The organism is Streptomyces sp. SM10 (assembly GCF_002910915.1).
Lineage (GTDB): Bacteria > Actinomycetota > Actinomycetes > Streptomycetales > Streptomycetaceae > Streptomyces.
Window position 1 is genome coordinate 265,065 of the sequence record NZ_NEUF01000048.1, and the last position, 24,783, is coordinate 289,847.

General features: G+C 71.0%; 16 protein-coding genes and 1 pseudogene. 12 read left to right on the forward strand and 5 right to left on the reverse strand.

All coding sequences use genetic code 11. The features are described from left to right. Positions 1-6: 6 nt before the first annotated feature. Positions 7-3,036 carry a glycoside hydrolase family 38 C-terminal domain-containing protein gene (locus tag B9S57_RS06300; RefSeq protein WP_103514519.1) on the forward strand — a complete coding sequence of 1,010 codons (3,030 nt, stop codon included), beginning with the start codon at positions 7-9 and terminating at the stop codon, positions 3,034-3,036. Positions 3,037-3,095: 59 nt separating this feature from the next. Here B9S57_RS06300 and B9S57_RS06305 read toward each other — a convergent pair whose 3' ends face one another. The 3 genes from B9S57_RS06305 to B9S57_RS06315 all read right to left on the reverse strand — a co-directional run bounded on the left by B9S57_RS06305 (position 3,096) and on the right by B9S57_RS06315 (position 6,978). After that, positions 3,096-3,932, reverse strand: coding sequence for an aldo/keto reductase (locus B9S57_RS06305; RefSeq protein WP_103514520.1), 837 nt, complete (start codon positions 3,930-3,932; stop codon positions 3,096-3,098). A gap of 124 nt (positions 3,933-4,056) precedes the next feature. Beyond that, positions 4,057-5,856, reverse strand: a complete 1,800-nt coding sequence (locus tag B9S57_RS06310; RefSeq protein WP_103514521.1) for a long-chain fatty acid--CoA ligase — start codon at positions 5,854-5,856, stop codon at positions 4,057-4,059. A 228-nt stretch (positions 5,857-6,084) separates the two neighbouring features. After that, entirely contained in the window at positions 6,085-6,978 is an 894-nt protein-coding gene (locus B9S57_RS06315) for a LysR substrate-binding domain-containing protein (RefSeq protein WP_103514522.1), read from the reverse strand. Positions 6,979-7,094: 116 nt separating this feature from the next. Between B9S57_RS06315 and B9S57_RS06320 the strand changes: the two genes are divergently transcribed. Beyond that, on the forward strand, positions 7,095-8,126 hold the full coding sequence (locus B9S57_RS06320) for a bile acid:sodium symporter family protein (RefSeq protein WP_103514523.1): 1,032 nt from the start codon (positions 7,095-7,097) through the stop codon (positions 8,124-8,126). Positions 8,127-8,207: 81 nt separating this feature from the next. On the opposite strand, the gene fdhD is transcribed toward B9S57_RS06320, so the two are convergent. Then, positions 8,208-9,056, reverse strand: coding sequence for a formate dehydrogenase accessory sulfurtransferase FdhD (fdhD, locus tag B9S57_RS06325; protein ID WP_103514524.1), 849 nt, complete (start codon positions 9,054-9,056; stop codon positions 8,208-8,210). Between the two features lie 6 nt (positions 9,057-9,062). Then, a pseudogene (locus B9S57_RS06330) lies at positions 9,063-9,347 on the reverse strand (4Fe-4S binding protein); the annotation flags it as partial. 242 nt (positions 9,348-9,589) lie between these two features. On the opposite strand from B9S57_RS06330, the gene B9S57_RS06335 reads away from it, so the two are divergent. The 10 genes from B9S57_RS06335 (at position 9,590) to B9S57_RS06385 (ending at position 24,662) form a co-directional block, all read left to right on the forward strand. Further along, positions 9,590-10,540 (forward strand): beta-ketoacyl-ACP synthase III, encoded by a 951-nt coding sequence (locus B9S57_RS06335; RefSeq protein WP_103514525.1) that lies wholly within the window; start codon positions 9,590-9,592, stop codon positions 10,538-10,540. 74 nt (positions 10,541-10,614) lie between these two features. Continuing rightward, complete coding sequence (locus B9S57_RS06340) at positions 10,615-11,292, forward strand: GntR family transcriptional regulator (RefSeq protein ID WP_103514526.1); 678 nt, start codon at positions 10,615-10,617, stop codon at positions 11,290-11,292. A 615-nt stretch (positions 11,293-11,907) separates the two neighbouring features. Then, a complete protein-coding gene (locus B9S57_RS06350) occupies positions 11,908-13,089 on the forward strand; it encodes an ROK family transcriptional regulator (RefSeq protein ID WP_103514527.1) in 1,182 nt (393 codons plus the stop codon). A 300-nt stretch (positions 13,090-13,389) separates the two neighbouring features. Next, positions 13,390-14,913: a sugar ABC transporter ATP-binding protein gene (locus B9S57_RS06355; protein WP_103514528.1), complete on the forward strand. Its 1,524-nt coding sequence runs from the start codon at positions 13,390-13,392 to the stop codon at positions 14,911-14,913. Further along, positions 14,910-15,962 (forward strand): ABC transporter permease, encoded by a 1,053-nt coding sequence (locus B9S57_RS06360; protein WP_103514529.1) that lies wholly within the window; start codon positions 14,910-14,912, stop codon positions 15,960-15,962. The genes B9S57_RS06355 and B9S57_RS06360 overlap by 4 nt, the downstream gene beginning before the upstream one ends. 97 nt (positions 15,963-16,059) lie before the next feature. Then, on the forward strand, positions 16,060-17,097 hold the full coding sequence (locus B9S57_RS06365) for a substrate-binding domain-containing protein (protein WP_103514530.1): 1,038 nt from the start codon (positions 16,060-16,062) through the stop codon (positions 17,095-17,097). 47 nt (positions 17,098-17,144) lie between these two features. Then, entirely contained in the window at positions 17,145-18,365 is a 1,221-nt protein-coding gene (locus tag B9S57_RS06370) for a Gfo/Idh/MocA family protein (protein WP_103514531.1), read from the forward strand. 12 nt (positions 18,366-18,377) lie between these two features. Then, a complete protein-coding gene (locus B9S57_RS06375; protein ID WP_103514532.1) occupies positions 18,378-19,382 on the forward strand; it encodes a sugar phosphate isomerase/epimerase in 1,005 nt (334 codons plus the stop codon). Positions 19,383-19,741: 359 nt separating this feature from the next. After that, a complete protein-coding gene (locus tag B9S57_RS06380; RefSeq protein ID WP_103514533.1) occupies positions 19,742-23,449 on the forward strand; it encodes a ThuA domain-containing protein in 3,708 nt (1,235 codons plus the stop codon). 94 nt (positions 23,450-23,543) lie between these two features. Next, entirely contained in the window at positions 23,544-24,662 is a 1,119-nt protein-coding gene (locus B9S57_RS06385; protein ID WP_103514534.1) for an inositol-3-phosphate synthase, read from the forward strand. The last annotated feature ends 121 nt before the right edge of the window (positions 24,663-24,783 follow it).

The window sequence follows — 24,783 nt, forward strand, 5'->3', positions numbered from 1 at the left end:
ACCCTCATGCACGACGACCGCAGCCTGGTCGAAGCCCGTCTGAAGCGTGTCCTGGACGAGCGCATCCGACCCGCCGTATACCCGGAATCCGTACCGCTGGACGTCGCCGTCTGGAACGCGCCGGGCGAGCCCGTCCCCGTCGCCGAGGGGCTGGCAGGCCCCACCGGGCCCATCGCGGCCGGTGACCGGTGGGGGGCGCCCTGGAGCACCTGCTGGTTCCGCGTCTCCGGAACCGTTCCCGCGCACTGGGCGGGACGGACCGTCGAGGCGATCCTCGACCTCGGCTTCGACGAGAACATGCCGGGCTTCCAGTGCGAAGGACTCGTCTACCGGCCCGACGGCACCCCGGTGAAGGGCCTGAACCCGCGCAACCAGTGGGTCCGCGTCGGGGCACCCGTCGAGGGCGGCGAAGAGGTCCTGCTCCACATCGAGGCCGCCTCCAACCCCGTCATCCTGGACTACCACCCCTTCCTGCCGACGCCGCTCGGTGACAAGACCACCGCCGGCAGCGGACTCCAGTACACCCTGGCCCGGATGGACCTGGCCGTCTTCGACGAGCACGTGTGGAACCTGGTCCAGGACCTGGAGGTGCTCGGGGAACTGATGGCGGAGCTGCCCGTCGAGGGCGCCCGGCGCTGGGACATCCTGCGCGCCATCGGCCGCGCGCTCGACGCCGTCGACCTCCAGGACGTCAACGGCACCGCGGCGGCCGCCCGCGCCGAACTGACCGAGGTGCTCGCCACGCCCGCCCAGCCGTCCGCCCACCGCATCAGCGCCGTGGGACACGCGCACATCGACTCCGCCTGGCTGTGGCCGCTGCGTGAGACCGTCCGCAAGGTCGCCCGCACGACGTCCAACATGACGGCCCTGCTGGAGGACGAGCCGGACTTCGTCTTCGCGATGTCGCAGGCGCAGCAGTTCGCCTGGATCAAGGAGCACCGCCCCGAGGTGTACGCCAAGGTCAAGAAGGCGGTCGCCGAGGGCCGGTTCGTGCCCTCCGGCGGTATGTGGGTCGAGTCCGACACCAACATGCCCGGGTCCGAGGCGATGGCTCGTCAGTTCGTCCACGGGAAGCGGTTCTTCCTCGACGAGTTCGGCATCGAGAACGACGAGGCCTGGCTACCCGACACCTTCGGCTTCGCCGCCGGGCTGCCGCAGATCATCAAGGCGGCCGGCTCCAAGTGGCTGCTCACCCAGAAGATCTCGTGGAGCCAGACCAACAAGTTCCCGCACCACACCTTCCGTTGGGAGGGCATTGACGGTACGCGGATCTTCACCCACTTCCCGCCCGTCGACACCTACAACTGCTCGATGAAGGGCAGCGAGATCGCCCACGCGGCGAACAACTTCAAGGACAAGGGCGTCGCCCGCCACTCGCTCGCCCCGACCGGCTGGGGGGACGGCGGCGGCGGCACCACCCGCGAGATGATCGCGAAGGCCGCCCGGATGCGCAGCCTGGAGGGCTCGGCCACCGTCGGGTGGGAGACGCCCACCGAGTTCTTCACCAAGGCCGAGGCGGAGTACCCGGAGCCGCCGGTCTGGGTCGGTGAGCTCTACCTGGAGCTGCACCGCGCGACCCTGACCAGCCAGGCGAAGACCAAGCAGGGCAACCGCCGCAGCGAGCACCTGCTGCGGGAGGCCGAGCTGTGGGCCGCCACGGCCGCCGTGCGCGGGGACTTCGCCTACCCGTACGAGCAGCTGGACCGGATCTGGAAGACGGTCCTGCTGCACCAGTTCCACGACATCCTGCCGGGGTCGTCGATCGCCTGGGTGCACCGCGAGGCCGAGAAGACGTACGCGGCCGTCGCCGAGGAGCTGGGCGGCATCGTGGACGCGGCCCAGCGAGCCCTGGCGGGCGACACATCCGCGGAGGGGACCCTCCGGTTCAACTCCGCCCCGCACGCCCGCGACGGCGTCCCGGCGGGTGGAGCCGGCGCCGTCGTCCCGGGCAGCGGGGGACAGCTGGCCGCGCGCGAGGGCGGCGGCTTCGTGCTCGGTAACGGCCTGCTCCAGGTCGAGATCGACGCCCGCGGCCTGGTCGTCTCCGCGTACGACATCGGCGCCGAGCGGGAGGCCGTCGCCCCCGGGGAGGCCGCCAACCTGCTCCAGATCCACCCGGACTTCCCGAACATGTGGGACGCCTGGGACGTCGACGAGTTCTACCGGAACACCGTCACGGACCTCACCGCGCTCGACGAGCTCACCGAGGTCCGGGACGAGGGCACGGTCGGTGTCCGGATCGTGCGCGGTTTCGGCGCATCGAAGGTCACCCAGCTGCTGACGCTTGCTCCCGGCGCCAAGCGCCTCGACATCGACACCGAGGTCGACTGGCACGAGACGGAGAAGTTCCTCAAGGCGTCCTTCCCGCTGGACGTCCACGCCGAGCGCTACGCCTCCGAGACCCAGTTCGGGCACTTCTACCGGGCGACGCACACGAACACCAGCTGGGAGGCCGCCAAGTTCGAGGCCTGCAACCACCGGTTCGTCCACCTGGAGGAGCCCGGCTGGGGCGTGGCGCTCGTCAACGACTCGACGTACGGACACGACGTGACCCGGACGGTCAGGCCCTCTGACGCGGGCACCACCACGACACTGAGGGTGTCGCTGCTGCGCGCCCCGCGGTTCCCCGACCCGGAGACGGACCAGGGCGTGCACCGCTTCCGGCACGCCCTGGCCCCGGGCGCGGGGATCGGTGACGCGGTGCGGGAGGGCTTCCGCATCAACCTGCCGGAGCGCCGGGTGTCCGGCGACCGTGAGGTCGAGCCGCTGGTGACGCTCGACAACGACACGGTCGTCGTCAGCGCGGTCAAGCTCGCCGACGACGCGAGCGGCGATCTCGTCGTGCGGCTCTACGAGTCCACCGGAGGCCGGGCGAAGGTTCGTGTCGGCCTCGGGTTCGAGGCCGCGGGCCTCACGGTGACGGACCTGCTGGAGCGGCCGCTCGACGACGTCACGGTGCCGGAACTCACCGAGGGGGCAGTGAACCTGACGTTGCGTCCGTTCGAGCTGGTCACCCTGCGGCTCGCCCGCCGCTGACCCCGCGCGAAGGCGCCCCCGCCGCACGCGGTGGGGGCGCCTTTCGTGTGTGCGGTGGGTCAGGCGCCGAGGTTGAACTCGGCCGGGTCCGCGCCGAGGCGCTTGCCCTCGTCGAGCGCGGCGAACGCGGCCAGGTCGTCGTCGTCCAGCTCGAAGCCGAAGACGTCGATGTTCTCCGCGATCCGCGACGGCGTCACGGACTTGGGGATCACCACGTGGCCGGTCTGCAGGTGCCAGCGGAGCACGGCCTGGGCCGGGGTCCGGCCGTGCTTGTGCGCGACGGCGACCACCGTCGGGACCTCGAGGAGGCCCTTGCCCGAGCCCAGCGGCGACCAGGCCTCGGTGACGATGCCGTGCTCGGCGTGGACCGCGCGGGACCTGGCCTGCTGGAGTTGCGGGTGCAGCTCGATCTGGTTGACCGCCGGGACGACGGAGGTCTCGCCCAGGAGGCGCTCCAGGTGCTCCGGGTGGAAGTTGGACACACCGATGGCCTTGGCGCGGCCGTCGGCGAGGATCCGCTCGAACGCCTTGTACGTGTCGACGTAGGCGTCCTTGGCCGGCACCGGCCAGTGGATGAGGTAGAGGTCGACGTAGTCCAGACCCAGCTTGTCCAGCGACGCGTCGAAGGCGCGCAGCGTCGAGTCGTGACCCTGCTCGCTGTTCCACAGCTTGGTGGTCACGAACAGTTCCTCGCGGGGGACACCGGAGGCGGCGACGGCCTTGCCGGTACCCGCCTCGTTCCCGTAGATCGCGGCGGTGTCGATGCTCCGGTACCCGGCCTCCAGGGCCGTGGTCACGGCCGCGGTGGCCTCGTCGTCCGGCACCTGCCAGACACCGAAGCCGAGCTGCGGCATCTCGAGGCCGTTGTTGAGGGTGAGGGTGGGGACCTGGCTCACGAGCAGTCGATCCTTACGTTGTCGGTCGGTTCTCCCCGGGGGAACGATCGGGGCGGCCCGAGCATTCCCGGCCCCCACGATCGAAAAGCGCCTCCGGCCGGCCGTGGGACCTTCCCCGGTGCGGTCACCGGTACAGGGCGTCGACCTCGGCCGAGTACGCCGTCTCGATCGCCTTCCGCTTCAGCTTGAGCGAGGGGGTCAGCAGCCCGTGCTCCTCGGTGAACTGGTGCGCCAGGATGCGGAACGTACGGATGGACTCCGCCTGGGAGACCGCCGTGTTCGCCGCCACCACCGCCCGGCGCACCTCCATCTCGAGTTCGGGATCGCGGACCAGGTCCGCCGCGCGCATCGGCGTACGGCCCTGCATGGCGAGCCAGTGCTCCACCGCCTCGTGGTCCACGGTGACCAGCGCCGCGATGTAGGGCCGGTCGTTCCCGACGACGATGCACTGTGCGACCAGCGGATGCGCGCGCACCCGTTCCTCCAGACCGCCCGGGGCCACGCTCTTGCCCCCGGAGGTCACCAGGATCTCCTTCTTGCGCCCGGTGATGGTCAGATAGCCGTCCTCGTCGAGCGCGCCGAGGTCGCCGGTGGCCAGCCATCCGTCGTGCAGCACGGAGTCCGTGGCCTTCGGGTCGCCCAGGTAGCCGGAGAAGACGTTCGCGCCGTGTACCCAGATCTCGCCGTCCCGGGCGATGTGCACCGTGGATCCGGGGATCGGCTGGCCGACCGTGCCGTAGCGGGTCCGCTCCGGCGGGTTGGCCGTGGCCGCTGCGGTCGTCTCGGTGAGGCCGTATCCCTCGTAGACCGTGACTCCCGCGCCGGCGAAGAACAGCCCGAGCTGCCGGTCCATGCCGGAACCGCCCGACATGGCGTGCCGCACCCGGCCGCCCATCGCGTCGCGGACCTTGCGGTAGACGACCTTGTCGAAGAACTGGTGTTGCATGCGCAGCCCGGCGGAGGGCCCGGGACCGGTGCCGAAGGCACGCTCCTCCAGGGCCTCCGCGTACTTCACGGCGATCTCGACGGCCTTGTCGAACGCCCCGACACGCCCCTCCGACTCCGCCTTGCGCCGCGCGCCGTGGAAGACCTTCTCGAAGATGTACGGCACCGCCAGGATGAAGCTGGGCCGGAAGGACACCAGGTCCGGCATGAGCGCCTTCGCGGACAGCTCCGGCTGGTGGCCCAGCTTCACCCTGCCGCGCAGCGCCGCGATCTCCACCATGCGGCCGAAGACGTGCGCGAGCGGCAGGAAGAGCAGTGTGGCCGCCTCCTCGCCCGGCTTGGAGAGGAACACCGGGTGCCAGCGGGCGACCATGGTGTCGGCCTCGAACATGAAGTTGGCGTGGGTGATGACACAGCCCTTGGGGCGCCCCGTCGTGCCGGAGGTGTAGATGACGGTCGCCACCGAGTCGGGGGTCACCGCGCGGCGGTGCCGGTGGACGACCTCGTCGTCGATCAGCGCCCCGGCCTCGGTGAGCTCGGTCACCGCGTCGGCGTCCAGCTGCCAGAGGCGGTGCAGATTCGGCAGCCGGTCGATCACGGAACCGATCGTCATCGCGTGGTCCTCGTGCTCGACCATGACGGCCGCGACCTCGGCGTCGTGCAGCATCCACAGGACCTGCTCGGCCGACGACGTCGGATAGATCGGTACGGACTGGGCGCCCACGGCCCAGAGGGCGAAGTCGAACAGCGTCCACTCGTAGCGCGTCCGGGACATGAGGGCGACCCGGTCACCGAACCGGACGCCCTGGGCGATCAGGCCCTTGGCGAGAGCCATCACCTCGTCGCGGAAGGCGGCGGCCGACACGTCGTGCCAGCGACCTTCCGCGTCCTTGCGGCCGAGGGCCGTCCGGTGGGGATCTTCCTCCGCGAAATCGAAGACGGTATCGGCAAGACCGCCGACTTGAGGGGCAGCGGCCATGGGTGGGACAGTGAACTCGCGCAATGACCTGCTCCTTGTGGCGCTCCGCACGGCGCCGCGACGCTACCTCACCGGGCGGGGCCGTGGGAGAGTCCGAAGTCTCCGGAAAACGTGGCATCTGGCCAGGCCGACCGTAGAAATCGGGCCAGATGGGCAAGGCTCGGGCGCACTTCTGACCACGGAGTACGTGGCTCGGGCGGGAATCTCCACCGAATCTGTACGCGCCACTTACGCCGAGTCCCGGTGCGGCGGCATGACCGGGGCGCGGTGAAGACGGTCTCCACCCGCCAGGATCGCCGCCGCGAGTGCGTCCGCCGCCTCCTGGGCGCTGTCCCTGCGACGCCCGTGCAGCAGCACGAAATCCACATCTCCGAGCTCCGGCAGCCCGGCCCGGGGCGGCACCGGCACGAGTCCCGGCGGGATCAGCCCCCGGGTGTGCGCCATCACCCCCAGGCCCGCCCGCGCGGCCGCGACCAGGGCGCTCAGGCTGGCGCTCGTGCACGCGAAGCGCCAGGACCTGCCGTGTTCCTCCAGCACCTCCAGGGCGCGCGCCCTCGTGATGCCGGGCGGCGGGTAGGCGATCAGCGGGAGCGGACGGTCGGGGTCGATCCTCAGCTGCGGAGCGCCGATCCAGGCCAGGGTGTCCTGCCAGACCAGCTCACCGTGCGTGTCCCCGGTGCGCCGCTTGGCCAGCACCAGATCGAGCCGGCCCGCCGCGAGCTGCCGGTGCAGCGCGCCCGACAGTTCCACCGTCAGCTCCAGCTCGACGTCGGGATGCTCGCGCCGGAAGGACTCCAGGATCTCCGGCAGTCGGGTCAGGACGAAGTCCTCGGACGCTCCGAAGCGCACCCGGCCGCGCAGCCGGGTGCCGGTGAAGAACGCCGCCGCCCGCTCGTTGGCCTGCAGGATCGTCCGGGCGAAGCCCAGCATGGCCTCCCCGTCCTCGGTGAGGTCCACGCGGTGGGTGTCCCGGCTGAACAGCTGCCGTCCGGCCTCGGACTCCAGTCGGCGGACGTGCTGGCTGACCGTGGACTGGCGGACGCCTAGCCGGCGCGCCGCCTGGGTGAAGCTGAGGGTCTGGGCGACGGCCAGGAAGGTGCGGAGCTGGACGGGGTCGTACATGGACCGAGGCTATCGCGAATCGTGATGACAGTAAGTGCGGTATACCGGATTCCCGATCGAGGTGTCGGGGAGCACGATGGGGAGGGCACGACCCCGACCCAGAGAGCACGGAGCACATGAGCCGCCGCACCAGCCGCCGCATCCCCGCACTGCCGTCCTGGCTCCCGGTCGACCCGTACATCCTGGCGTTGGTCGGCACGGTGGTACTCGCGGCCCTGCTGCCCGTGTCGGGGACCGGCGCCGAGGTGGCGGGGGGAGCGTCGACCGGAGCGGTGGCCCTGCTCTTCTTCCTCTACGGGGCGCGCCTGTCGACCGCCGAGGCGCTCGACGGACTGAAGCACTGGCGGCTCCACCTCACCGTCCTGGCCTGCACCTTCATGGTGTTCCCGCTGCTGGGGCTCGCCGGCCGCGGACTGGCTCCCCAGGTGCTGAGCCCGCAGCTCCAGGACGGCTTCCTCTTCCTGTGCCTGGTCCCGTCGACCATCCAGTCGTCGATCGCCTTCACCTCGATGGCCCGCGGCAACGTGCCCGCCGCCATCTGCGCCGGCTCCTTCTCCAGCATCGCCGGGATCGTGTTCACCCCGCTGCTCGCCGCCGTGCTCCTCGGCGGCAGCGCGGGAGGGTTCTCCGCGGACTCCCTGGTGAAGATCGTCCTGCAGCTCCTGGTGCCCTTCCTCGCGGGACAGCTGCTGCGCCGCTGGGTCGGCGGCTTCATCGGGCGCCACCGCACGGTGCTGGGCTACGTCGACCGCGGCTCGATCCTGCTCGTCGTCTACACGGCCTTCAGCGAGGGCATGGTGGCCGGGATCTGGCACCAGGTCACCCCGCTCCGGCTCGGCGGGCTGCTCGGTGCCGAGGCCGTACTCCTGGCCCTCATGCTCAGCGTGAGCTGGTACGGCGCGAAGCGGCTCGGCTTCGGGCGTGAGGACCGGATCGCCATCCAGTTCGCCGGGTCGAAGAAGAGCCTGGCGGCCGGACTGCCGATGGCCAGCGTCCTGTTCGGTGCGCACGCGAGTCTCGCGGTGCTGCCCCTGATGCTCTTCCACCAGATGCAGCTGATGGTCTGCGCGGTGATCGCCAAGCGCCGCTCACGCGACCCGTTGCCGGACACCGGGTCCGTGTCGCGGCACCCCGTCACCGTGAGCTGACGCACGCAGGAGAGGGACCGGCCGGCGCAGGGGGCGCTCCCCGCCGGCCGGACCCCTGCCCCGTGCGGCGGGCGGGCCGTCTCAGCCCTGCCCCACCGACGCCCCGAGAGCGATCCGGTGGTCACCCGCGTACACGTTCATGGACTGTCCCCGCAGGAATCCCACGAGGGTCAGTCCGCTCTCGGCCGCGAGATCCACGGCCAGCGACGACGGCGCCGAGACGGCCGCGAGCATCGGGATCCCCGCCATCACCGCCTTCTGCGCGAGTTCGAACGAGGCGCGGCCCGACACCAGCAGGATCGACTGCGACAGAGGCAGCCGATCGTCCGTCAGGGCGCGTCCCACGAGCTTGTCCACCGCGTTGTGCCGGCCGACGTCCTCCCGGACGTCCATCAGCTCGCCCTCCGGCGAGAACAGTGCGGCGGCGTGCAGACCCCCGGTCCGGTCGAAGACCCGCTGTGCCTCGCGCAGCCGGTCGGGGAGGGCGGACAGCAGGGCGGGCTCCACACGGACCGGGGGAGTGTCGGCGACCGGGTGACGGGTCGTGGTCCGGACGGCGTCGAGGCTCGCCTTGCCGCACAGGCCGCACGACGAGGTGGTGTAGACGTTGCGTTCCAGAGTGATGTCGGGGACCTCGACGCCGGGCGCTAGTTTCACGTCCACCACGTTGTACGTGTTCACCCCGTCGGCCGTCGCCCCGGCGCAGTACACGATCGACTGCACCTCGGATCCCACAGCGATCACGCCCTCGCTCACCAGGAAGCCGGCCGCCAGAGCGAAGTCGTCGCCCGGGGTCCGCATGGTGATGGCGAGCGGCCTGCCGTTCAGCCGGATCTCCAGGGGCTCCTCGGCGACGAGGGTGTCGGGGCGGGCCGTGACCGCCCCGTCGCGGACGCGGATGGTGCGGCGACGCTCGGTGACCCGTCCCATAAGCCGTCAATCCCGATTCTGTACGTGTTGGAAGCCGAAACGGCCCTTGATACAGAGGTTGCCATGGGTCACCGGGTTGTCGTGCGGTGAGGTGACCTTGACGATCTCGTTCTCCTGCACGTGGAGGGCCACGTTGCAGCCCACACCGCAGGAGGCGCAGACGGCCGTGGTCCGCGTCTGCGCGGGCTCGTCCCACGTCCCCGCAGCACGCATGTCGAACTCGGTGCTGAACGACAGCGCACCGGTCGGGCACACCTCGATGCAGTTGCCGCAGAAGACACAGGCCGAGTCGGGGGCGCGACAGAATATTGTCGACAGTATGCCTTTGCGCAGGGTCAAGGGATGTGACAGCGGGTGCCGTGTCCATCCGCCATTGCGGTGCTGCCGCGGGGATGTCCGCGAAAGTTCCCCGGCGGCTGTTCGAGACGCTCCAACCTCGGGCCCGGATTCCTGTGGGGTTACGTGCCTCTGTACCGGGCGGTAGCAACCAAGACTGGATAGTTCCTGCCAAACGTAGCGAGGGGAACCCGTACATGACCGGCTCACGTGTCGTGGCGCTCGGCCACTACCAGCCTGCCAAGGTCCTCACCAACGGCGATCTGGCGGCCATGGTCGACACCAGCGACGAGTGGATCACCAGCCGGGTCGGCATCAGGACCCGGCACGTGGGCGGCCCGGACGAACCCGTGGACGAACTTGCGGCACACGCCGCGGCCAAGGCGCTGGCGTCGGCCGGACTGCAGCCCACGGACATCGACATGGTTCTCGTCGCCACCTCCACGGCCATCGACCGCTCACCGAGCATGTCCGCGCGCGTCGCCGCGCGCCTGGGCATGAGCGCGCCGGCCGTGATGGACATCAACGTCGTCTGCTCGGGCTTCACCCACGCCCTGGCCACCGCCGACCACGCGATCCGGGCCGGTGCCGCCACCCGCGCCCTCGTCATCGGCGCCGACAAGATGGGCGACATCGTCGACTGGACGGACCGCTCCACCTGCGTCCTGATGGGGGACGGAGCGGGCGCCGCCGTCGTCACCGCCGACCCGGACGGGGGTGACCGGCCCGGGATCGGTCCCGTCCTGTGGGGCTCGGTGCCGGAGATGGGCAACGCCGTGCGCATCGAGGGCACGCCCCCGCGGTTCGCGCAGGAGGGGCAGTCGGTCTACCGCTGGGCCACCACCCAACTGCCGCCGATCGCCCGCAAGGTGTGCGAGCGGGCAGGTGTCACGCCCGAGGATCTCGCCGCGGTGGTGCTGCACCAGGCCAACCTGAGGATCATCGAGCCCGTCGCCCGGAGGATCGGAGCGGTCAACGCGGTCATCGCACGGGACGTCGTGGATTCGGGCAACACCTCGGCCGCGTCGATCCCGATGGCGCTGTCGAAACTGGTGGAACGCGGGGAGGTCGAGAGCGGTGCGCCGGCCCTGCTCTTCGGCTTCGGCGGCAATCTTTCGTACGCGGGTCAGGTGATCCGCTGCCCCTGATGCCCCCGCCGTGGCATTGTGCTCGGTAGACTGTAGACGATAAGCAATGGCCGGGCGCCCGGAGGGGGACCGCGATGTTGTCCGCAGGACTGCCGCAAGGAACGGTGCCGAAGCTGGAGCGGCCCGGGCCGCTGCGCGAGCGTGTCTACGAGGCGCTCCTGGAGCTGATCACCACGCGTGCGCTCAGGCCCGGTCAGCATCTGGTCGAGAGCGAACTGGCCGGGCATCTGGGGGTGTCGCGGCAACCGGTCCGCGAGGCGCTCCAGCGGCTGAACACCGAGGGCTGGGTCGATCTGCGTCCGGCGCAGGGCGCCTTCGTCCATGAACCCACCGAGGAGGAGGCGGACCAGCTCCTCTCGGTCCGCACGCTCCTGGAGGCCGAGGCCGCCCGGCTGGCGGCCGCCCGTGCCGGGCGGCCGGGCATCGAGGCCCTCGAGGAGTTGTGCTCCCAGGGTGAGCGGGCGGTCGCCGCCGACCAGGTGGACCTCGCCGTCGCCACGAACGCCGCGTTCCACGCCAAGGTCATGGAGCTCGCGGGCAATGTCGTCCTGTCCGAGCTCGCCGGCCAGGTGGACCGCCGGGTCCGCTGGTACTACACGCCGGTGGCCCGCCAGCGCGGCACCCGGTCCTGGATCGAGCACCGGGAGCTGATCGCGGCGATCGCCTCCAGGGACGAGCAGCGGGCGACGGAGATCATGCGGGCCCACACCGAGCACACGCGCCAGACCTACCACCGGCGCGAACAGGCCTGAGAGCAGAGGTGACCGGGCCTGAACGCACCGGCGTCCAGGCCCGGTCGTGCTCGTCCCGCGGCCGGGGCACCTCACCGGCTGCCGAGGGGGCCCCTGCCGGCCACAGGCGGGGCTGCGGATGTGGCCCGCGCCGGCCGCCGCGGGCACGGTCCTCGTCGGCGGTATGACCGCGCGGGAGTTCGGCGGCGCGCGGCGGGCCCGGTTCCTCGCGGCGATCGCGACGGCCACCATGCCCGTGCTGCCGGGCGGCGCGCACATCGCCAACACCACGTCCTGCGAGGTGCTCGCGTGGGCGGCGATCACCCTCGTGGTCGTGCGGATCGGCCGCCCGGCGACACACGGTGGTGGCTCGCGGCCGGTGCCCTGGTCGGGCCCGAACCGCGCACCTACGCGTGAGAACGGGCGGTCTCGGCGGCGGGCCGAGGGCCGGCGGCACTCTGCACGGCCGGCCCTCGACGGCGATCCGCCACCCGACGGCCCACCTTTGTCCTCAGTGTGGAGAAAGTTGGACCGGATTCGTGCGCAACTTCTTCCCACTCGGGTAAACCGCTGCTACGTTCCCCTCGAAAGCCCGACGGACTGGCCGGATTGGCGGGGGAGGGACGCGTGAGACGCATGACGGCACGACCCGCGAACACGCATCAGGCGCGACTGCTGCGGCTGTTGCGCGACGGGGGGCCCAACTCCCGCGCACAGCTCGGCGACCAGATCGACCTCTCGCGCTCGAAGCTCGCCGTCGAGGTCGACCGGCTCCTTGAGACCGGTCTCGTCGTGGCCGACGGGCTCGCCGCGTCCCGCGGCGGACGCCGTTCCCACAACATCAGGCTCGCCCCGGGGCTTCGCTTCCTCGGGGTCGACATCGGCGCCACATCCGTCGATGTGGCCGTCACCAACGCCGAGTTGGAGGTCCTCGGACACCTCAATCACCCGATGGACGTGCGGGAGGGCCCCGTCGCGGTCTTCGAGCAGGTGCTGTCGATGGCCGCCAAACTCCGGGCCTCCGGACTCGCCGAAGGCTTCGACGGTGCCGGCATCGGCGTACCGGGACCCGTCCGCTTCCCCGAGGGTGTGCCCGTCGCGCCGCCGATCATGCCGGGGTGGGACGGCTTCCCGGTCCGCGAGGCACTCAGCCAGGAACTCGGCTGCCCCGTCATGGTCGACAACGACGTGAACCTGATGGCGCTGGGGGAGCAGCACGCGGGCGTCGCCCGTTCCGTGGGCGACTTCCTCTGCGTCAAGATCGGTACGGGCATCGGCTGCGGCATCGTGGTGGGCGGCGAGGTCTACCGCGGCACGACGGGCAGCGCCGGAGACATCGGCCACATCCAGGTGGAGCCGGACGGGCGCGCCTGTGCCTGCGGCAACAGAGGCTGTCTGGAAGCCCACTTCAGTGGTGCGGCCCTGGCCCGCGACGCGGAGGACGCGGCCCGCGCCGGCCTCTCTGCCGGCCTGGCGGCCCGTCTCGACGCGGCCGGAAAGCTCTCCGCCGTCGACGTGGCCGCGGCCGCCGCGGCCGGTGACCCGACGGCGCTGGACCTGATCCGAGAAGGCGGCAACCGGGTCGGCCAGGTCATCGCCGGACTCGTCAGCTTCTTCAACCCGGGCCTCGTCGTCATCGGCGGCGGGGTCACCGGACTCGGCCACAACCTGCTGGCCAGTGTCCGGACCCAGGTCTACCGGCAGTCCCTGCCCCTGGCCACGGGCAACCTGCCCATCGTCCTCGGTGAGCTGGGGCCCGTCGCCGGAGTGACCGGTGCGGGCAGGCTCATCAGCGACCACCTGTTCTCGCCGGCCTGATGTCCGGGCCGGCGCGCTGCCAGGCACACGCTCCGCAGCCACCTCCGTAGACCTTCCCGAGCTCCGCCCGGGGCCCGCACCGCACGAGCCCGATCGCACCGCACGAGCACCTCCGTACCGCACGAGCACCTCCGTACCGCACGAGCCCGATCGCACCGCACGAGCACAGACGAACCACCAGCAGTTCCGTCAGCAGTACGGCACCGCCGGCACTGCGCCCTGCCCGCTCACCGGCCTCCTCCACGCTTCCCGGGCTTCCCGCCCGGGCGGGGGAGACCTCGTTCGCCGAGGGGATTCGTCATGGCACCAGAACCACCCCTGCTCACGATGTCCGGCATCACCAAGTCGTTCCCCGGTGTGCGCGCCCTCGACGGTGTGGACCTGGAGGTGCAGGCCGGTGAGGTCCACTGTCTCCTCGGCCAGAACGGCGCCGGCAAGTCCACGCTCATCAAGGTGCTGGCCGGCGCCCACCAGCCCGACGACGGCACCATCACCTGGAGCGGGGAGACCGTCCAGCTGTCCTCGCCGATCACCGCCATGCGGCTGGGTATCGCCACCATCTACCAGGAACTCGACCTGGTCGAGGGCCTGTCGGTCGCCGAGAACGTCTTCCTGGGACACGAGCCCACCAGCGCGGGCTTCCTCGTCCGCACCCGCGAGGCCCGCACCATGGCCGCATCGCTCCTGAAGCGCCTCGGGCACCCGGAGATCGACCCGGCCCGCCTCGTCGGCGACCTCTCCGCCGCCCACCAACAGATCGTCTCCATGGCGCGGGCCCTCTCCCACGACGTACGGCTGATCGTGATGGACGAGCCGTCCGCGGCCCTGGACCCCGACGAGGTCGACAACCTCTTCCGCATCGTCGACGGGCTCACCGCCGACGGAGTGGCCGTGGTCTACATCTCGCACCGGCTGGAGGAGATCCGCCGCATCGGTGACCGGGTGACCGTGCTCAAGGACGGCCGGGCCGTCGCGGTCGGCCTGGCCGCCGTCTCCACCCCCACACGCGACATCGTTGCCATGATGACCGGCCGCAACGTCGAATACGTCTTCCCCCAGCGGCCCGCCCCCGGCACCCGGGGCACGGCCGCCCCGGTGCTGACGGTCGAAGGGCTTTACCGCAAGGGCGAGTTCGAGCCCGTCGACCTCGAGCTGAGGCCCGGCGAGATCGTCGGCCTCGCCGGACTCGTGGGCTCCGGACGCTCCGAGATCCTGGAGACCGTCTACGGCGCCCGCAAGCCGACCGCCGGCCGCGTCCTCGTCGACGGGACACCGCTGCGCCCCGGCAGCGTCCGGGCCGCCGTGGCCGCCGGAATCGGTCTGGCTCCCGAGGAACGCAAGGCGCAGGCCCTGCTGTTGACGGAATCGGTGACCCGCAACGTCTCCGTCTCCTCGCTGTCCCGCTTCGCACGCGCCGGCTGGCTCGACCGGGGTGCCGAGCGCGAGGCCGCCAGGACCGCCACCCGCGAGCTCTCCCTGCGCCCCGACAACCCGGACGCCGCCGTCCGCACCCTGTCCGGTGGCAACCAGCAGAAGGCGGTCCTGGCCCGCTGGCTGCTGCGTGGCTGCCGGGTCCTGCTGCTCGACGAACCGACCCGCGGTGTGGACGTCGGCGCCCGCGCCGAGCTCTACGCCGTGATCCGCCGGCTGGCCGACGAAGGCCTCGCCGTTCTGCTCGTATCCAGCGAAGTGCCCGAAGTGCTGGGCCTCGCCGACCGGGTGCTGGTGCTCCGGGAGGGCCGTGTCGTGCACACGGCCGACGCCGGGGAGCTCGACGAGCACCGTGTCCTCGACCTCGTCATGGAAGGGAGCCCGACGTCATGACACAGCCCGCACCGTCGGCGCAGCACCACGGGCCGGAGAAGGGGTCCGTGTCCGGCCCCGCGGCCGCACCGCCCTCGAAGAAGGGCGGCGGTCCGCGCGCACTCGGTCTGCGCGCCGACGTCCGCAACCTGTCGCTCCTCGGTGTCCTAGCCGTCCTGATAGCCGTCGGCGGATTCACCGAACCGGACGCGTTCCTGGACACCGGGAACCTCCAGCTGATCCTGACGCAGTCCTCCGTCATCGGGGTCGTCACCGTCGGCGTCACCTTCGTCATCATCAGCGGTGGCATCGACCTGTCGGTCGGCGCGATGGTCGCCCTCGCCTCCGTCTGGGCGACGACCCTCGCGACCCAGGAGTTCGGCTTCGCGGGCATCCTCTTCACCGCGATGGTCGTCGGCCTCGCCGCCGGTCTCGTCAACGGACTCCTGATCGCGTACGGCGGAATGGTCCCGTTCATCGCGACGCTGGCCATGCTCGCCTCGGCCCGCGGACTGGCCCTGCAGATCACCGACGGCAAGACCCAGATCGTCACCGTGCAGTCCGTCCTGGACCTCGGCCTGCCCGACAGCTACGTCCTCGGCATCCCGCCGCTGGTCCTCGTCTTCGCCGCGGTGACCGTGGCCGGCTGGCTCATCCTCAACCGCACGACCTTCGGACGCCGCACGGTCGCCGTCGGCGGCAACGCCGAAGCGGCCAGGCTCGCCGGCATCGACGTACGCCGCCAGCGGCTCTACCTCTACCTGCTCTCCGGACTCTGCTGCGGCATCGCCGCCTTCATGCTCGTCATCCTGTCCGGGTCGGGCCAGAACACCAACGGCAACCTGTACGAGCTCGACGCCATCGCCGCCGCGATCATCGGAGGCACCCTCCTCAGCGGCGGCCGGGGCACCATCGTCGGCTCCGTCCTGGGCGTGCTCGTCTTCACCACGATCACCAACATCTTCGCCCTGAACAATCTCCAGAGCGACGTCCAGCAGATCGCCAAGGGCGCCATCATCGTCGCCGCCGTCCTCGTCCAGCGCCGCACGCTGCGGGGCGGCGAGACCTGAGCACCGCTTCCGCGCCCGAGCACCTCTCCCGTACCAGAGCACTGATCACTCACCCGCTGTTCCGTACGCACCACACCGGATGAAGGGTTCGACAGCCATGCCAGAAACCAGCCGCAGAGGACTGCTCTTCGGCACCGCGGCCGTCTCCGCGGGAGCCTTCCTCACCGCCTGCACCAGCAACGAGCCCAAGGAGGCGGCAGCGGCGCCGAGCAACCAGCCCGCAGCCGACGACAAACCGGGCACGCCCGTCACCATCGGCTTCGCCGGACCGCAGGCCGACCACGGATGGCTCAACGCGATCAACGTCAACGCCAAGTCGCGGGCGGAGAAGTACTCCGAGGTGACCCTGGAGATCACCGAGGGGTCCAACGACACCGCCGCCCAGATCGGCCAGGTCAAGACCCTCATCAACAAGAAGGTCGACGTCCTCGTCGTGCTCCCCGCCGACGGCAAGGCGCTCACCCAGGTCGGCCTGGAGGCCATGAAGGCCGGCATCCCGGTCGTCAACCTGGACCGCGTCTTCGCCTCTCCGCAGGCCTACCGCTGCTGGGTCGGCGGCGACAACTACGGTATGGGCCTCAACGCCGGCCACTACATCGGCGAGCAGCTCAAGGACAAGGCGAACGCCAAGGTCGTCGAGCTCGCCGGCATCGACAACCTCGAACTCACCAAGCAGCGCAGCCAGGGCTTCGCCGACGCCCTGAAGAACTACTCCAACATCAAACTGGTGGCCCGTCAGGCCGCGGACTTCACCGTGGAGTCGGGCCAGGCCAAGATGGCGCAGCTCCTCCAGGCCCAGAAGCAGTTCGACGCCCTCTGGAACCACGACGACGACCAGGGCGTGGGCGCGCTGCGGGCCATCCAGCAGGCCGGGCGCGACGAGTTCATCATGGTCGGCGGTGCGGGCGCCAAGTCCGCGATGGACGCCATCAAGGCCGACGACAGCGTCCTGAAGGCCACCGTGCTCTACCCGCCGACGATGGCGGCCTCCGCCATCGACCTGGCGCGGGCCCTGGGCCAGAACAAGGGCGTGGCGGGCCTCTCCGAGATGGAGATCCCGACCTCGCTGACGCTGTACTCCGCCGTGGTCACCAAGGAGAACATCGACCAGTACCTGCCGACGGGCTTCAGCTGATCCCGCACCGCCGCCGCCACCGAACCACCGACGAGGAGGAAGCCCGCATGGCCCGTAGGGAAGAGTCGGAGCAGGAGACCGAGGCACCGCCGCCGACGGCGACACTCGGCGTCGGCATGGTCGGATACGCGTTCATGGGCGCTGCCCACTCGCAGGGGTGGCGCACCGCGGGACACGTCTTCGACCTGCCGGTGAGACCCGCTCTCGCCGCGATCTGCGGGCGCGACCGTTCGGCCGTCGAGGCCGCCGCCACCCGGCACGGGTGGGCGGCGGCGGAGACCGACTGGCGCGCTCTGATCGCCCGGGACGACGTGCAGCTGGTGGACATCTGCACCCCAGGCGACAGCCATGCGGAGATCGCCATCGCCGCACTGGAGGCGGGCAAGCACGTGCTGTGCGAGAAGCCGCTCGCCAACACGGTGGCGGAGGCGGAGGCCATGGTGGAGGCCGCGGAGCGCGCCGCCGCCCGCGGCCAGGTGGCGATGGTGGGCTTCAACTACCGCAAGGTGCCCGCCCTCACCTACGCCCGCGCGATGATCGAGGAGGGTCGGCTGGGCGCCTTGCGGCACGTGCGGGCCACCTACCTCCAGGACTGGCTCGTCGACCCGCAGTCGCCGTTGACCTGGCGACTGCAGCGGGAGCGGGCCGGTTCCGGGGCGCTGGGGGACCTCGGGGCGCACATCGTCGACCTCGCCCAGTACCTGGCCGGGGAACCACTGACCGGGGTCTCCGCGGTCAGCGAGACCTTCGTACGGGAGAGGCCCGTGCTCGCCGGGGCGGCCGCGGGGCTCTCGGGCACCGCCGACAGTGCCGCACGGGGGGCGGTCACTGTCGACGACGCGGCACTCTTCACCGGACGGCTGGCGTCGGGCGCCCTCGCCTCCTTCGAGGCGACCAGGATGGCGGCGGGCCGCAAGAACGCCCTGTGCCTGGAGATCAACGGGGAGCTGGGGTCGATCGCCTTCGACCTGGAACGGCTCAACGAACTCTCCTTCCACGACCACACCGAACCCGCCACCAGCGCGGGCTTCCGCCGGATCCTCGTCACCGAGCCGCAGCATCCGTACCTGGAGGCGTGGTGGCCGCCCGGCCACGGCCTGGGGTACGAGCACACCTTCGTCCACCAGGCCCGGGACGTGGTGCGCACGATCGTCGAAGGGCGCACCCCCGTACCGTCGTTCGCCGACGGACTCCAGGTGCAGCGCGTGCTCGCCGCGGTCGAGGAGAGCGCCGCCAAGAACTCCGTCCATACCCCGGTCGCCTTCTAGGAGGTTGTGCGCATGCCCCGTCCCTTCACTCTCTTCACCGGCCAGTGGGCCGACCTGCCGCTGGAGGAGGTCTGCCGGCTCGCCCGGGACTTCGGCTACGACGGACTCGAACTCGCCTGCTGGGGAGACCACTTCGAGGTCGACAAGGCCCTGTCCGACCCCGGCTATCTCGACGGGCGGCGGCAGCTGCTCGACACGTACGGCCTGAAGTGCTGGGCCGTTTCCAACCACCTGGTCGGCCAGGCGGTCTGCGACAGCCCGATCGACGAACGCCACCAGGGGATCCTGCCCGGCCGCATCTGGGGGGACGGGGAGCCCGAGGGCGTACGCCGAAGGGCCGCCCAGGAGATCAAGGACACCGCCCGCGCGGCGGCCGCGTTCGGGGTCGACACCGTCATCGGCTTCACCGGATCGTCCATCTGGCACCTGGTCGCCATGTTCCCGCCGGTCCCGCCGCACATGATCGAACGCGGCTACGACGACTTCGCGGAGCGCTGGAACCCGATCCTGGACGTCTTCGACGCGGAGGGGGTGCGCTTCGCCCACGAGGTGCACCCGAGCGAGATCGCGTACGACTACTGGACCACGCACCGCGCCCTGGAGGCCGTGGACCACCGGCCCGCGTTCGGGCTGAACTTCGACCCGAGCCACTTCGTGTGGCAGGACCTCGACCCGGTCGGCTTCCTCTACGACTTCCGGGACCGGATCTACCACGTGGACTGCAAGGAGGCCCGCAAGCGCCTCGACGGGCGCAACGGGCGCCTCGGCTCCCACCTGCCGTGGGGCGATCCACGGCGCGGCTGGGACTTCGTCTCGGCGGGCCACGGCGACGTGCCCTGGGAGGACGTCTTCCGGATGATGCGGTCCATCGGCTACGAGGGGCCGGTGTCCGTGGAGTGGGAGGACGCGGGCATGGACCGGCTGACGGGGGCGCCGGAGGCGCTGGCCTCGCTGAAGCGCTTCGACTTCGATCCGCCGAGCGCGTCCTTCGACGCGGCGTTCGGCGGGGGCGACTAGCAGGGACGCCTGGGGGTCCAGGCCCCCGGGCACTCCGGGTCTCCCGGTCCCGTGCCCGACTGCCGACGGGTTCCGCCGGCTGTCGGGTGGCCCGCCGTGCCCGGCCCCGCCCTGCACCGGCGCCCGGGGGCGCTTCGCCATGCCCTGAAACGCCTTTGTCCTCTCGCGGGGAAAAGTTCAACTCACCCCGTGCGCAAGGGCTTTCCGTACAGGACGATCGCAGCTACCGTCCCTTACGTGTACACAACATGACTCGCGTCACCGGGGGGCTCAACCACCCCTGGTGACGAGCGCGGCAGTCCCCGCGCGGAACGGCAGACCGCACCCGCCCGAACAACCGGCACCCCCGGAGGACGCACGTGCACAGAAGCAGCAGACGGCTCCGCGCCCGAAAGACACTCGCCCTCTTCACCGGCGGACTGCTCGCCGCCGCAACCCTCACGCTGGGCTCCTCGCCGGCCGCCACCGCAGACGCCCCGCAGGCCCCGGCCGCGCAGGACGCCGCCGAGGACTTCCAGCAGGTCACCCTCGCCAAGGGCGCCGCCGAGACCGGTGAACCGATCTCGCTCGCGGTGCTCCCCGACCGCAGTGTGCTGCACACCTCGCGCAGCGGCGAGCTGCGCATCACCGACAGCGCGGGCAACACCCGGGTCTCCGGCACCATCCCCGTCTACTCGCACGACGAGGAGGGCCTCCAGGGCGTCGGGATCGACCCGGACTTCGAGGAGAACCGGGCGGTCTACCTCTACTACGCGCCCCCGCTGGACACCCCGGCCGGTGACGCCCCGGAGAACGGCACGGCCGCCGACTTCGCGAAGTTCGACGGGGTGAACCGCCTCTCGCGCTTCGTGCTCAAGGAGGACGGCACGCTCGACAACGCCAGCGAGAAGAAGGTCCTCGACATCCCGACCACCCGCGGCATGTGCTGCCACGTGGGTGGCGACATCGACTTCGACGCGCAGGGCAACCTCTACCTGTCGACGGGTGACGACTCCAACCCCTTCGCCTCCGACGGCTTCTCCCCGCTGGACGACCGGGCCGACCGCAACCCCGCCTTCGACGCCCGCCGCACCGCCGGCAACACCAACGACCTCCGCGGCAAGATCCTCCGCATCAAGGTCGGTGACGACGGCTCGTACACCGTCCCCGAGGGCAACCTCTTCGCGGCCGGGACGGACAGGACGCGCCCCGAGATCTACGCGATGGGATTCCGCAACCCGTTCCGCTTCAGCGTGGACCGGGCCACCGGCATCCTCTACGTCGGTGACTACGGCCCCGACGCCGGTGCGGCCGACCCGAACCGCGGCCCCGCGGGCCAGGTCGAGTTCGCGCGGGTGACGAAGCCCGCCAACTTCGGCTGGCCCTTCTGCACCGGCGACAACGATGCCTTCAACGACTACGACTTCGCGACGGGTACCTCCGGCGCCCGCTTCGACTGCGCCGCTCCGAAGAACGAGTCGCGGTACAACACGGGCCTGGTCGACCTGCCGCCCGCGCAGGCCGCCTGGATCCCGTACGACGGCGCGTCCGTGCCCGAGTTCGGCACCGGCTCCGAGTCCCCCATGGGCGGACCCGTGTACCACTACGACGCGGACCTCGACTCGCCGGTGAAGTTCCCCGAGGAGTACGACGGAGACTTCTTCGCCGGGGAGTTCGGCCGGCAGTGGATCAAGCGCATCGAGCAGGACGCCGACGGAGCGGTCCAGTCCATCAACGACATCCCGTGGACCGGGACGCAGATCATGGACATGGCCTTCGGCCCCGACGGCGCGCTCTACGTCCTGGACTACGGGCTCTCGTGGTTCGGCGGCGACGAGCACTCGGCGCTCTACCGCATCGAGAACGCCACCGGCGGCCGTTCACCGATCGTCGAGGCGTCCTCGGACAAGACCTCCGGTGTCGCTCCGCTCAAGGTGAGGTTCTCCTCCGCCGGCACGACCGACGGTGACGGCGACGCACTGACGTACGCCTGGGACTTCGGCGACGGATCCACGTCCACGGCCGCGAACCCCACCTACAGGTACAAGAAGAACGGCACCTACACCGCCACCGTCACCGCGGAGGACCCGACGGGCCGCACCGGATCCGCCAGCGTCCACGTGACCGTCGGCAACACGGCGCCCACCGTCGTGATGGAGGCCCCCCTGGACGGCCATCCGTTCGAGTTCGGTGACGAGGTGCCCTTCAAGGTGACCGTCACCGACCCGGAGGACGGCACGATCGACTGCTCCGAGGTCGAGGTCAAGTTCACCCTGGGCCACGACAGCCACGGTCACGACATCACCACCGAGCACGGCTGCGAAGGCACCATCAAGACCGCCATGGAGGGTGGCCACGACCCGAACGCCAACATCTACGGCGGCATCTCGGCCTCCTACACGGACGGCGGGGGCGGCGGCCAGGCCGCACTGACCGGCCGTGACGCGGCCAAGCTCCAGCCCCGCCACCGCCAGGCCGAGCACTTCGACGACTCCTCCGGCGTCACGACCCCGAGCAAGACCAGCGCGAACGGCGGCCGGACCGTCGGCGACATCGACAACGGCGACTGGATCTCCTTCAGCCCCTACATCCTCCACGGCTCCACGAAGCTCACGGCCCGTACGTCGTCGGCCGGCGCGGGAGGCTTCCTCGAAGTGCGGGCGGGCTCGCCCACCGGCAAGATCCTCGGCTCGGCACCCATCCCGGTGACCGGCAGCTGGGACTCGTTCCAGGACGTCGACGTGCCGCTGCGCGGCGCCCCGAAGAAGGCCACGGAACTCGTCCTCGTCTTCAAGGGCGGAGCGGGAGCGCTGTACGACGTGGACGACTTCGAGCTCTCGAACAGCCCCGTCGACCGGACCGCCAAGCGCGTCCTCGTCTTCTCCAGGACCGGCGGCTTCCGGCACGACTCGATCCCCGAGGGCATCGCCGCGCTGAAGGAGCTCGGCAAGGACACCAACATCACGGTCGACTCCACGGAGGAGGCGGGCCAGTTCACGACGAGCAACCTGGCACGCTACGACGCCGTCGTCTTCCTCTCGACGACCGGTGACATCCTCGACGCCGACCAGCAGAAGGCGTTCGAGAACTACGTCGCCACCGGCGGCGGCTACATGGGCGTCCACGCGGCGGCCGACACGGAGTACGACTGGGAGTTCTACGGCGGCCTCGTCGGCGCCTACTTCGACTCGCACCCGCAGATCCAGCCCGCGACCGTCCGCGTGGAGAACCACGACCACCCGGCGACCGCGCACCTGGACGAGGCCTGGGACCGTACCGACGAGTGGTACAACTACCGCACCAACCCCCGGGACAAGGCCCAGGTCCTCGCCACGCTCGACGAGACGACCTACACCGGCGGCACGATGAAGGGTGACCACCCGATCTCCTGGTGCCAGGCGTACCAGGGCGGCCGCTCCTTCTACACCGGCCTCGGCCACACCAAGGAGTCCTACACCGAGCCGGCCTTCCGCCAGCACCTGACGGGCGGTCTGCGCTACGCCGCCGGGCAGGTCAAGGCCGACTGCAAGCCGGACACCGGCTACCGGTCGATCTTCAACGGCACGACGCTCGACGGCTGGAAGCAGGCCGGTCCCGGGAAGTTCACCGTCGTCGACGGCGAGCTCCGCTCCGAGGGCGGCATGGGCCTCCTCACCTACCAGGCCAAGGAGCTGAAGTCCTACTCCCTGAAGCTCGACTGGAAGATGGCGGGCGACGACAACTCCGGCGTCTTCGTCGGGTTCCCGGAGTCGGACGACCCGTGGTCCGCGGTGAACAACGGCTACGAGGTCCAGATCGACGCCACCGACGCGGCGGACCGCACCACCGGGGCCGTCTACACCTTCAAGTCGGCCGACATCAAGGCCCGTGACCGGGTCCTGAGGCCGCCCGGCCAGTGGAACAGCTACGAGATCAAGGTCCAGGGCGAGCGGCTCCGGATCTTCCTCAACGGGGTGAAGATCAACGACTTCACCAACACCGACCCGGTCCGCAGCCTCAAGAACGGCTACATCGGCCTCCAGAACCACGGGGCCGACGACCAGGTCTCCTTCCGCGACATCCAGCTGAAGGAGCTGCCCTCGACGTAGGGCGGCCACCTCCGGCGCCGGCGGTGGGCGGGGAAGCGCACACCTTCCCCGCCCACCGCCCACCACCCCTCTTCATCCCCCAGGGAGGCAGCCCGTGACCGCACATGCCGTCCGTACCGGAGTCTGGTTCATCGGAGCACGTGGCTCCGTCGCCACCACCGCCACCGCGGGGGCCGCGGCCATCGCGGCCGGGCTCCACCCGCCGACCGGCATGGTCACCGAGACACCGCCCTTCACCGGTGCCGGGCTGCCTCCTGTGACCTCACTGGTCTTCGGCGGTCACGACACCCTTGACTGCCCCCTGCCCAAGCGGGCCGAAGCCCTGGCCGCCGGGGGAGTGCTCCCCTACGGACTACCCTCGGCCCTCGAGGCCGAACTCACCGTCGTGGACGCGGAGATACGCCCCGGCGGGCCGCTTCCGGGCGACACCCGCGGGGACGAGGAGCTCATCGCGGCGTTCGCCGCCGACATCGAGGACTTCACCCGACGGAACGGGCTGGCGCGCACCGTCGTCATCAACGTGGCCTCGACCGAACCCGCCCCCGGCGAGGCCGACTCCCGCCTGCCCGCCAGCTCGCTCTACGCGGCGGCGGCACTCCGCGCCGGCTGCCCGTACGCCAACTTCACCCCGTCCACGGGGCTGCGCAGCCCGCACCTCCACGACGCCGTCGCCTCCTGCGCCCTGCCCCACGCCGGACGCGACGGCAAGACCGGCCAGACGCTGCTCCGCTCCGTGCTCGCACCGATGTTCGTCCAGCGTGCCCTGCCGGTGCGCGCCTGGTCGGGCACCAACCTGCTGGGAGGCGGGGACGGGGCGGCGCTGGCCGATCCGGCGGCGGCGGCAGCGAAGAACGCCGGCAAGGAACGCGTGCTCGCCGACACCCTCGGCGCCGCCCCCGAGGGGGAGGTCCACATCGACGACGTACCGGCGATGGGGGACTGGAAGACGGCGTGGGACCACATCGCCTTCGACGGGTTCCTCGGCTCACGGATGATCCTCCAGACGATCTGGCAGGGCTGCGACTCCGCCCTCGCGGCACCACTGGTCCTGGACCTGGCCCGGCTGCTGGCCCGGTCGCACGAGGCGGGCCTCACCGGCCCGCGGCCCGAACTGGGCTTCTACTTCAAGGACCCGGACGGCGGCCCCGCCGCGCTGCCCGAGCAGTACGCGGCGCTGCTGGCCTTCGCCGACCGTCTGCGGGCCGCCCGATGAGGGTGCTGCGGCTGCTCGCCGCCGTGACCGCCTCGCCGCGCCTGCTCGGCGCACGCCCCCCGGGCCCGGCTTCCCCGGCGGCCCCTGTGCGGGTCTCCCCAGACAGCCTGTCCGGCGCGGG